This window comes from Streptomyces sp. NPDC000983 (assembly GCF_040299205.1).
In the GTDB taxonomy this organism is placed as follows: Bacteria; Actinomycetota; Actinomycetes; order Streptomycetales; family Streptomycetaceae; genus Streptomyces.
On the sequence record NZ_JBEPBM010000036.1, the window covers coordinates 67,454 to 77,483 of the forward strand.

The 10,030-nt window shown below is 68.0% G+C and carries 7 protein-coding genes and 3 pseudogenes; 4 read left to right on the plus strand and 6 right to left on the minus strand.

The annotated features are described in order from the left end of the window. Positions 1-157 precede the first annotated feature (157 nt). A pseudogene (locus tag ABT296_RS30790) lies at positions 158-1,568 on the minus strand (IS701 family transposase). A gap of 127 nt (positions 1,569-1,695) precedes the next feature. Continuing rightward, positions 1,696-2,352 carry an NADPH-dependent F420 reductase gene (locus ABT296_RS30795; RefSeq protein WP_351932005.1) on the minus strand — a complete coding sequence of 219 codons (657 nt, stop codon included), beginning with the start codon at positions 2,350-2,352 and terminating at the stop codon, positions 1,696-1,698. Between the two features lie 73 nt (positions 2,353-2,425). Here ABT296_RS30795 and ABT296_RS30800 point away from each other — a divergent pair, with 73 nt between their 5' ends. Next, positions 2,426-2,821: a winged helix-turn-helix transcriptional regulator gene (locus tag ABT296_RS30800; protein WP_351932007.1), complete on the plus strand. Its 396-nt coding sequence runs from the start codon at positions 2,426-2,428 to the stop codon at positions 2,819-2,821. 1,235 nt (positions 2,822-4,056) lie between these two features. Here ABT296_RS30800 and kilB read toward each other — a convergent pair. Both kilB and ABT296_RS30815 read right to left on the minus strand, forming a co-directional pair. Then, positions 4,057-4,578, minus strand: coding sequence for a plasmid transfer protein KilB (gene kilB, locus ABT296_RS30810; protein ID WP_351932009.1), 522 nt, complete (start codon positions 4,576-4,578; stop codon positions 4,057-4,059). Between the two features lie 148 nt (positions 4,579-4,726). After that, on the minus strand, positions 4,727-5,389 hold the full coding sequence (locus tag ABT296_RS30815) for an IS5 family transposase (RefSeq protein ID WP_351932026.1): 663 nt from the start codon (positions 5,387-5,389) through the stop codon (positions 4,727-4,729). A 71-nt stretch (positions 5,390-5,460) separates the two neighbouring features. Here ABT296_RS30815 and ABT296_RS30820 point away from each other — a divergent pair, with 71 nt between their 5' ends. Next, the gene (locus tag ABT296_RS30820) at positions 5,461-5,985 is read left to right on the plus strand and encodes a VOC family protein (RefSeq protein ID WP_351932011.1); all 525 of its coding nucleotides are present in this window, start codon (positions 5,461-5,463) and stop codon (positions 5,983-5,985) included. 10 nt (positions 5,986-5,995) lie between these two features. On the opposite strand, the gene ABT296_RS30825 is transcribed toward ABT296_RS30820, so the two are convergent. After that, positions 5,996-6,535: a GNAT family N-acetyltransferase gene (locus ABT296_RS30825; RefSeq protein ID WP_351932013.1), complete on the minus strand. Its 540-nt coding sequence runs from the start codon at positions 6,533-6,535 to the stop codon at positions 5,996-5,998. Between the two features lie 176 nt (positions 6,536-6,711). Between ABT296_RS30825 and ABT296_RS30830 the strand changes: the two genes are divergently transcribed. Further along, positions 6,712-7,179, plus strand: a complete 468-nt coding sequence (locus ABT296_RS30830) for a hypothetical protein (RefSeq protein ID WP_351932015.1) — start codon at positions 6,712-6,714, stop codon at positions 7,177-7,179. Between the two features lies 1 nt (position 7,180). Here ABT296_RS30830 and ABT296_RS30835 read toward each other — a convergent pair. Beyond that, positions 7,181-7,535: pseudogene (locus ABT296_RS30835) on the minus strand (transposase); the annotation flags it as partial. Positions 7,536-9,291: 1,756 nt separating this feature from the next. Between ABT296_RS30835 and ABT296_RS30840 the strand changes: the two are divergent. Beyond that, a pseudogene (locus ABT296_RS30840) lies at positions 9,292-9,937 on the plus strand (IS5 family transposase); the annotation flags it as partial. Between the last annotated feature and the right edge of the window lie 93 nt (positions 9,938-10,030).

Consider the following 10,030-nt stretch of genomic DNA (forward strand, 5'->3'; position numbering starts at 1 on the left):
CATCATCGGAGATTCCTTCGTGGATACCCCGGCCTTCGGGCCGGGGAGGAAGCGAAGCTCCTGCGGAGCAGGGAGGGAGGGCTGTTGCGTCCGCCGGGTGGAGCAGTGTTGTCAGTGGCGGCCGTTACCGGTAGTTCGTTAAATCCGGCGGTAGAGGTCAATGCCGTGCCCGGTGGTGACGGCGTCGATCAGGGCCTGGAGTTCGGAGGGTGGGTCTGTGTCCGTCCAGGCCTGCCACCATCGGCTGAGGGCGATGGCGGGGGTGAGCCAGGAACGGATGGCTCGTAAGGCCCTGGGCCAGCAGGGCTGTTGGGGCCGGTGGGGTTGGGCTGGGCCCCCTACTCTGGCCCCTTGTCGGGGCAGGGGTCCGGTGCTGTGGCGTCCAGCGGTCCAGGTGGAGCGAACCACTGGTCCCAGCAGAAGGAGAAAGCGCAGTTGACCAGGGTCTGGTGGCGGCGGATGGCGCGGGCGGAGCGGACCTGGAAGTCCGCCCAGCCGAGTTCGTCCTTGATCTGTTTGTAGCTCTGCTCGATCCATGGCCGCAGGCCGTAGAGGCGGACGATCTCGGTGAGATCGGCCGGCGGGTGCGGGCCGGTGTCGGCGTGGGGTGCGCCGGGGTGGGGAAGGTTGGTGGCCAGGTACCAGGTGGCCTTCTCCGGCAGCCTGGCTGGATCGGTGGTGACCACGACCAGCCGGCAGGGTGAGTGGGGACCGTAGCCGCCCAGGCGGGCATCGGCGGCCCACCAGGTCTCGGTGTGCCCGTCGCGGAAGTGACGCTCCACGGGCGTCCAGTCGCCGGGTCGCTTGGCATCGCGCCAGGTCAGGGCCTGGGCGGCTTCGATGGGGGTGTGCGGCTGGTCGGCCCGGGCCCAGGTGCCGCGGTGCGGCTTGAGCGCGACCACGTAGGCCAGGCCGGCCTCGCGCAGTGCGATATACCAGGTGTCACTGACGGAGTAGGCGCAGTCGGCGACCACCGCCCGGCAGCCGAAGCCCGCCTCCTTGCCCTGGGCCGCGAGGGCGGCGGCCAGCTGCGGTTTCGTACGGAACGCCGGATCGGACCGGCCGCGGGCGAAGTGGTGGGCAGGGGTGTAGGGCGTCGCGTGCAGCGGGTAGTAGACGAGGCCGTCGGTCCACACCGTGGTCACCGTGACGATGCCGTTGTCCGTTTTGCCCAGCCGACCCAGCCACTGCCGGCCCACATGTGCGGTCGCCGTGCCGTCCTTGCGGTCCCCGGAGTCGTCAATCACGATGACTCCGCCGTCGTGCGGAGCCGTCGCCGGCTCCTCACACAGCAGCTCGAGGCGCCGGTCGTTGACCAGCTCGGCCTCCCAGGGCGACTCGGACAGGAAGAACTGCAGCCGCTGCACCCCCGGCATTCCCGCACCCGCCACCGGCTCCGCTCCTGCCAGGCAGGTGATCGTCTTGTTCCGCTCCCGTGGCGCCAGCAACCCGGTCAGGTACTCGCGGAAACCCCGCCGCTGAGCCAGGCTGAAGAAGATGTCGTCGAACCGGGCCGCGTACTCCTCCAACGGACCCGGCGCAGGCGGACACGGACGGCGAGCAGTCATCTTCAGCCCCCAGCACAGCAGTTGACTCCTCCCACCGGCTTACGACCGAGCCGAACTGCCGTCAACCCACCCCACCGCCGAATTTAACGAACTACCGGTAACGGAAAGCCCTCGTGCCGCGTTCCGTTTACTGGTGGCTCGGTCCGGCCGCATAGGCCAGCGGAGGCGCGATTGACTGCGCATCCGCTCCCTCGCCGACCCACAGGGCGATGAACAACGCGGCGGTCGCTTCCAGGAGTCCCGCACGTTCGAGACCGCCGCCGGCCACGGGTTCGCAGCCCAGGTCCTGCACCAACTCGCGTACACGAGCGAGGGCCGTCTCGTCGTCCCCGCAGATCGGCACGGCCAGTGGTCGCCCATCGAAGACGGGCGGCCGCATGCGCCACACGTCCTCGTGGCAGAGGTTGAAAGCCTTGACCACGTGGGCTCCTGGCGCCGCCGCAGCCAGTTGCTGCGCGGCTGAAGGGCCTCCTTCCGTCAGCAGCCGGAAGCCCGGGCCGACGGGGTTGGAGCAGTCGAGCAGCACTTTGCCCTCCAGGGCCGCGTGCAGTTCTCGTGCCACCTCTGCTCCCGCACCGAAGGGCAGCGCAGCCAACACCACCTCCTGACCGGTCTCGGCCGCCGCGCGCAGACCGGCAGCCTTCGCGCCGCCTCCGACACGCGTCGCGAGCCGCTCCGCCTTGTGTGCGTTCCGTCCCCCGATGGTCACCTGGTGCCCGGCCCGCACCCAGTGGGTGGCGAGCGCGTCGGCCATGTTGCCCGTTCCCAGTACGCCGATTCTCATCACACGTTCCCTCTCCGTGCCTGCTTCGCCGTTCACACCGACGCTAGAGGGCGGTTCGGGCACCATTTGGTACGTGACGACCGACGCCTTCCTCGCCGACTGCCGCGCCCGCCTCGCCTTCGACCTGCTCTCCAACACCTGGAACGCCGTGGTGCTCTGGGCGCTGCGCGAAGGCCCCAGGCGCCCGGTCGAACTACGGGAGCGGATCGGGGGCATCAGCTCCAAGGTCCTCACCGAGACTCTGCGCCGGCTGCAGTTCAACGGACTGGTCGACCGACTGGCAGACCCCGACGCACCATCACGGGTTGAGTACCGGCTCACCGCTCTGGGCCGGACTTTGCTGGCGCCCATCGACGCCGTCGGCGCCTGGGCTTTCGAATACGGCGATGAGGTGATGGCCGCCCAGGAAGCAGCATGCACTTCTGACCCGGTCCCCTCGTCCCACTTGCCGGACGGGTCAACAGCGTGAGCGCAGACGTCGCCAGCAGATAGGCGCACATCCCAGGGTGAGGACGGCTTCTTGGATGTCGTTCCCGGATCTCCCAGCGGATCCGCAGGTTGTGGAGCCAATGCAGGTGGGCGAATGCGCCCTCCACGACCCAGCGTTGGGTGCCCAGACCGGAGCAGTGCTCGGTGCCCCGGCGGGCGATCAGCGGCTTCACACCGAGGTCCCGGACGAGGCGGCGGTACGTGTCATGACCCGGCCGCCACGATCAGATCAGCAGCACAACAACCCCGCCGCCCCCCGGCGGACCGCCTCGCTGCACTACCCACACCCCGCAAGGCCGGCAGGACCGCGGCCGCGTGAGGGTCCGGGCGCCGGCCCTTTTGATCATCTCCAGCGATCCGGAGTGAGTCTGGTCAACGAGAGCCCGCCGAGGTGTTGTGGCACCTGAACCGCCCCGGGTCAGGTGGAGACGCCGGACTGTTCCGAGTTGGCTGAAGCCAAGCGACTCGACTCCACTCAACTCGGAACAGCCCGGAGATCTCTATGGAACCCGGGGCGGTTCAACCGGCCGCCTCCGAGTTGCGAAGCCGTGGCTTGGTCCAGCCGAGTCTCTGCTTGAGCAAGCGGCACATGTGCTCAAGGTCGAAACGCCGGAGGAAGGACTGCCAGCAGCGGTCGACGCCCGACGTGCTGGCTCCGGTGCCCGACACCACAGCCAGAGCGGCTTGTTCTCCCCGCCGGACAGCAGTTTCTCCACGGAGAGGCGGATGACGGTGCCCTCGATGAGGTGCAGCGGTGCGTCGTGCTTGATCCAGGCCGCCCGCCGGGTAAGTCTGGGTGCAGCCGGTCCCATGCCTGCGTGGTCGCCTTGACGTAGAGGCAGGTGTCGGTGACCGGCCGGGGGAGAGCCTGTGGCGGATCATGCCCGCAGAGCAGGCGCCCTCCGGTTGCTGTGCCGGGCTCGAGCTGTCCCGCAGACCCGGCGCTGCGTGACCAGGACCAGGCCCTCGTACACCCCCGCAATGCCCACTCGCCCCACCGCCTGCGCCGCTACATCCCTGTGATCGGTGACGCCAAAGTTGCAGCTCGCCGACTACCTCGCGGAGCACGGCCGCACCATCCGCGGTCACCTGGGTCGACCCGCCTTCTTCTGGAACGCCGCCCACACTCACCTCATCCACCCCGACGGCTTGGACAATCTCACCCGGGCAGCTGAAACTCGGCACCACCTGCAATGGGCCCACTGCGTCAGTCGGTCAGTGGGGTTCTCCTCCTTGTACGGCGGCAGAGGCTTCGATGCCGTGGATGTGCGTGGTGACGGCGCGGCGCAGGGCGGTGTGGGTGTCCTGGCTGTGTGTGCGCCCGGCGCTCAAGGCCGCTTCGATGTCGGCGTGGAAGCGGCCGTGGTCGTCGACGGGGCCGGGGATGATTTCGCTGAGTTCGATCGCGGACCATGCGGCGGCTTTGGCGGCGGCGTGCAGGTCGGGGTCGGCGGTGAGGATGGCGAGCCGGTCGCGGGCCCGGGTGATCTCGGAGCGGGCCCGGAAGCGGGCGGCACGGTCCTCCCTGGTTTCTGCCTGGCCCTCGCGCAGGTCGGCGATCAGCAGCCAGTACAGCTCGCGGTAGTGCAGGACGGCGCCGAGCAGCTGGTCGGCGGTGTCGACGACACGTTGGTGCTGCAGTTCGGCGCGGTTGCGACGGTCGGTCAGGAACTGGGTGGAGCTGGCCAGGGCCACGCCGGCGAGGGTGCCGATCACGGCTATGAGCGTGTCCCACACGGGGTGTCTCCTTCGAAGTGGTCGTGGTGGTGGGTGGGTTATTGGTCGCCGGCCTGCTGGATCCTTTGGGGGGAGGGGCATCCGATTCCTGGCCGGCACCGGCCGGCGTGTGCGGTTTGGAGGATTGTGTCGCGGCGGCGAGTGGTGATCAAGGTACGGCCGTGTGGGCTTGGCGGAGGCCGCCGCGCGAACGCCCAGCTCGTGGGCGGACGTTGTACTCCTGGCAGAAGCAGGTGATCGTGTGGCGTTCGGCTTGGGCGGTCTTGTCGCGCTGTCTGAGCAGGCGCCGGTACTTGTCGTGGTCGTAGCCGCGGTCCGCGAGCAGGGCGTCGGGTCTGCGCCGGGACCCGTAGACGGTGCCCGCTTCGGCGGGGATCTTGTCCAGCAGCGGGATTAGTTGGGTGACTTCGCCTGCGGTTGTCGGCGGTCGGCGACACCGCGAGCGGGATGCTCTGGGCGTCGGTGACGACGTGGTGCCTGCTGCCCGGCCGTGCTGGGTCGACCGGGCTGGGTCCGTTTTTGGGCCTCTTCGGGCGGCTCGGAGGTGGGAGGAGTCGATCAGCGCCCGCGACCAGTCCGGCTTCTTCGCCGCGCGGAGCTTCGTCAGCAGCACCAGGTGGAGTTCGTCCCACACGCCGGCCTCGTTCCAGGCGGCCAGACGCCGCCAGCAGGTCATGCCCGAGCCGAAGCCCAGCTCCTGGGGCAGGTACTCCCACTGGATGCCGGTATGCAGCAGGAACAGGATCCCGCACAGGGCCTCGCGGTCCGGTACCTGTGGTCTGCCTTCGACCTGTTTCGGCCGCAGGTCGATCTAGGTCATTAACCGTCCTACTTGAATCCTAGAGTCGTCGCACTACGGGATCCGATGAGGGGACGAAGCCGATGAAGCACACTGCACCCGAGGGTTACACCAGCGTTGCACCGTGGGTGGTCACGGACGACACCGGTGCGCTGCTCGACTTCATCACCGCCGCGTTCGAGGGCGAGGAACTCGCGCGGGTGCCGGTGGAGGACGGCACCATCGGCCATGGCGAGATCCGTGTCGGCGACACGGTGGTGCTGGCCTTCGACCGGCGGTCGGACTGGCCGGTGATGCCCTCGCTCCTGCGGATCTACGTCCCGGACGCGGACGCCGCCGTGGCTGCCGCGGTGGCGCACGGGGCGCAGGTGGTCACCGAGGTTGCTGACAGTGCGTGGGGGGATCGCGGTGGCCGGGTGCGGGATCCGTTCGGCAACATCTGGTGGGTGGTGAGCCGGGTCGAGGATGTCGCTCCGGACCAGGCATGGGAGCGCATGTTTGAGCCGAAGTACGCCGAGGCGATGCGTGTAGCCCAGGAGACGCTGGATTGCGAGCTGAGCGGCCGGGAAGAAGGGGTGGCGAGCGCTCCGCTGCGTCCGAATCGTTGAGCCTTGCTGGCTATGAATCGGGCGATCGATCCGCTGGGGCAAGGGCCGCCGAATCTGCGGACAGGTCGATGCTGAACGTCACCCGGTCGAGGCCGGGGCCGTCATAGTCCGGCTGCACGGCTGAGGCTGTGAAGCCGAGCCGGGTGTGAAATGCCCGCGACGAACTGTTCTCGGGGCTGGTGATGCAGTGCACGTAGCGGCGGCCGTACGACCGTGCCAGCGCGAAGAAGGCCTGGTAAAGGGCCCGGCCGACACCCTGCCCGTGCAGTGCCGGGTCGACGCCGACGAAGTGCACGTAGGCGGTGGCGGGTTCTGTCTGTGACAGAAAGCCGATCAGGAACGCGGCAAGCTCGCCATCGCCGCTTTCGATCACGTAACTGGTGGTGGTGAAGTGCTGGAAGTAGAGCCGGGGCAGCAGCAGGGCGCGCTCTGTCGACCCCGACTTTCCTTTGAGGCCGCCCCACCACGTGTCCAGCACGGCGAGCACGGGGACATGGTCCTCGTCCGCAAGGCGCCGGGCCCGGAGACCGGCGGGAAGATCATCGATCATCCGGACAGTCTGTCATCCTGCGCGGGACGTGTTGGGAACAGTGACGGCTCAAGTCGCGCACGACGAACGGACTGTGGCCGAACCCGATTCCGCAACTGCTCGTAGCAGGGGACGCTATCTCTTTGGCCATGGGAAACGGGGGTGCGTTGGGTCGGTGAGCCGGGCAGCATGGCGGGGTGGCTGATGTGCTGTGGGGTGACGTGAGTGCCTTCTTCGACCCGGACCTGATGGGGTCGTTGCCGGACGTGCGTGTCCCGGATGCCTCGGTGGAAGACTGGCAGGCGGTCCTTGATCTTGTCGTCGAGAGGGGCTGGAAGTTCCAGTACTCCGAAGGAGAGACGGTGCCCCGGGCGGAGGCCGTGCTGTCCCGTCCGGCGGATACTGAGTGCCCGGACCTGCGGGTCTGGCCGACTGCCGATGTGTTGGCGATCTTCCGTCTCCATGCCGCCGATGAGGTCGACTTCGACGTCGACCTGCGGGAGTTGCAGGGCCAGGATCGACTTGATGTGTTCTGCGGCTTCCTACGGGAGATCGGGCGGCGGCTGGGTAAGCCGGTCCTGATGGACCCGGAGGGCGACTATGGTCATCCGGTGCTCGGCTTCGACGTCGAGGCCGATCGGGTCGTTCTCCTCGCAGACCCGTAGGTCAGGTGACTGAGGCAGGCGGCTGCGGGTTGTAGAAGGTCCCGTCACGGAGCATCGCGAACAGGACGTCGGCCCGGCGTCGGGCAAGGCAGAGCAGGACCTGGGTGTGGTGCTCTTTCCTGGGCGGTCTTCTTGTCATGATAGGCCCGGGAAGCTGGGTCGCCCGGAGCGGCGAACGCGGAAAGGAGGAAGCGCCGTTTGAGCTCTTGTTCCCTCTCCTGGATGGCTGTTCGCCGCGGATCGATGAGCCCAGGCTCCGGGTCGCCGGGGGCGAGGCCGGCGTAGGCGGCGAGAAAGTCATGTGCATTGCGAGCACGGCCGCTACGGAATCGGGGGAAGGCACGTCCCGCAACTTGTCGTTCTTGGGCGGAGTGAAGATCAGGTGACCGGTTGCTGAGTCAGGGGCGGTTGGAAGCCCTGCCCGATCGAGCGGGGGCGTCATGTGGAACGGCGGTCCCCGGGACAGCGGGCACAGTAACGACTTTTCCGCGATCTGCGCCGGTCAGTGGGTGCTGTATGTTCCCAACCCTGCTGGATTCCCTTGGCGGAACAGTGCCTCGCTGGAGAAACAGGGTATGAATACAGTTCCGCCGCGTAGCCCTGGTCAGCTGCTCGTTCCTCGCTGTCGCGGTGGCCGCGGCCGTCCTCACCACCGTGTGGTGGGGGCTCACTGCGTTGCTGTCCGAGAACTTTGGGCACGACTGTCTCTTCTACTTGGGCGTTGAAGGACCGCGGGCTGAGCACTGTTACCTGGTCAACGACCGGGCCAAGGCATGGCTCCCCCGGCCGGTGTCCGTCGCGTGGGTCGGTGCGGTGCTGGTTCTCTTCTTGCCGCGCCGGTTTCTTCCGGGGCGGTGCACGGCCGCGGGCGTCACCGTCGCCTGCCTGATCGTCGCCGTGGTACTCGGAGGTCACGCCCTGGCCGTTCCATGAGGGCCCACCGGAACGCGGCTGTGGTGATGAGCCGACCCTACGGCGGCGGAGTACAGCAGCGAGCAGGACCGCTGCCGACCGTCAGCGGCTCCCAGCGGCCGACTGACGGGCCGAGAAGACCTCAGCGGCCGTGGTGCCCGTAGTTCTCATCTGGGGGTTGGGTGCGGGTCTACCAGCTGTGCCACTCCCGTGCCGGAACAGACGGGGACTCACGGGGAACTGGGGTCCGTAGGCGTGATTTTCTACCGGACTGTACCCAGGCAGGGAAGCCGCAGGTCAGGCACGCGACCACCCATCCTTGCCCTATAGCGGGTGTACGCCGAGCGTAAAGCGTCCCGGCGTCTGACGACGCCACGTCATCATCGGGCGACGCTGGCCGAGGAGGACGCGCGCGGACGGGTGCTTGCCGAGGTTCACGGCGCACGGGGGCTGCGTCGAGTACGACCTTCGGATCCTGCGTGTGGTGGGCCTGCCGTACTGGTGGATCTTCTCCTGGGGGAGTCTGGGATGGGCAGAGCGGATCGCGCCCTCGGTTGGGGGCAACGGCCCCTTCCTGGTGCTTCGTGAAACCGGGGGCTTGATTCGAACTGCCGCCAGTGTCCCCTTCGCCCGTCAGATCGCCGACGATGAACGCCGGCTACGACGTGAAGCGCACGCCCGGAATCTGGCTGCGAAGCAAGCCGTACAGCTGCCGGTACCGCGACCCCAGCGATTGTCCTCGCCCATCGGTGTCCCTCAGAGTCTCCGGAGCGACCGGAATGACCGTCGTAGACCGAACTGGCTAGAGCTACGGATCAGAAGGCGTACCTTGCCGCAGCCGAAGGCCGCTTCCGCGTACGGCACTTACCGGACCAGGTGATCAAGTTCGACGCGCCGTTCGACGTCGGATGTTAAAGATCAAGCTGACGTCGACGCCGGAGCCTGCCTGATTCTCTCGGCCGCCTTCGGATGCGCCGCCTGCCGGCACGCCCGCGCCGCGCAGTCACGCACCCCGACCGGCGACATCAGGGGCGCCTCCACGGCCGCCTCCGTCACCCTGCTCGGCCCGTCTTCCTGGCGCCACGCCCCTCTCCACGCTCAGCAGCCCCCGGGACCGGCCGGCACCGCAGACCGCCCCGTCGGCTAGGCCGTGTCCGATGGGTCGCGTGACGCTCCCGCTGGGCACTCGTTCCGTGGGACATGGGGCGGGGAGATCTTTCGGATGAAGAGTGGGCTCGACTGGAGCCGCACTTGCCAACGAATCACGGACGGGGTGGACGCTGGCAATCCCACCGCCGTGTGATCAACGGGATTCTGTTCCGGCAGCGGACCGGCCTCCCCTGGCGGGACCTTCCTCCCTGCTTCGGGAGCTGGAAGACGGTTCACGATTGCCATCGCAGGTGGTCGGCGGACGGCACGTGGGAGAGGATTCTGCGGGCCGTCCAGGCCGACGTCGATGCCGAGGGTCGGATCGACTGGAGTATGGTCAGCGTCGATTCCACGACCTGCCGCGCTCATCAGCACGCGGTTGGCGCCTCCACTCGCACCCCGAAGATCCCGGGTCGGCGCAGGAGTCCGGCTCGTCACCGTCCCGATGAGGGCCTGGGACGCTCACGAGGCGGGCTCACGAGCAAGATCCACCTTGCTGGGGAAGGTGGGTGTCGCCCGCTCGGGTTTGTCATTACGCCCGGCCAGTGGGGGGACGCACCGCAGATGCTTCCCGTTCTGGAGGAGATCCGTGTGCCCCGGCAGGCGGGTGGACGACCGCGCACGCCCCGACCATGTCGGGGGAGACAAAGCGTACTCATCACGCCGTAATCGGCGTCACCTGCGTAGGCGCCAGATTATTGATCAGAAACGGTTCGGGTTCTGGGTCGTTGGAGGGGTGTGAACGATCTGGTGGGGGACGCCCGGCATCTGTCGCCGTCGGCGCAGGAGG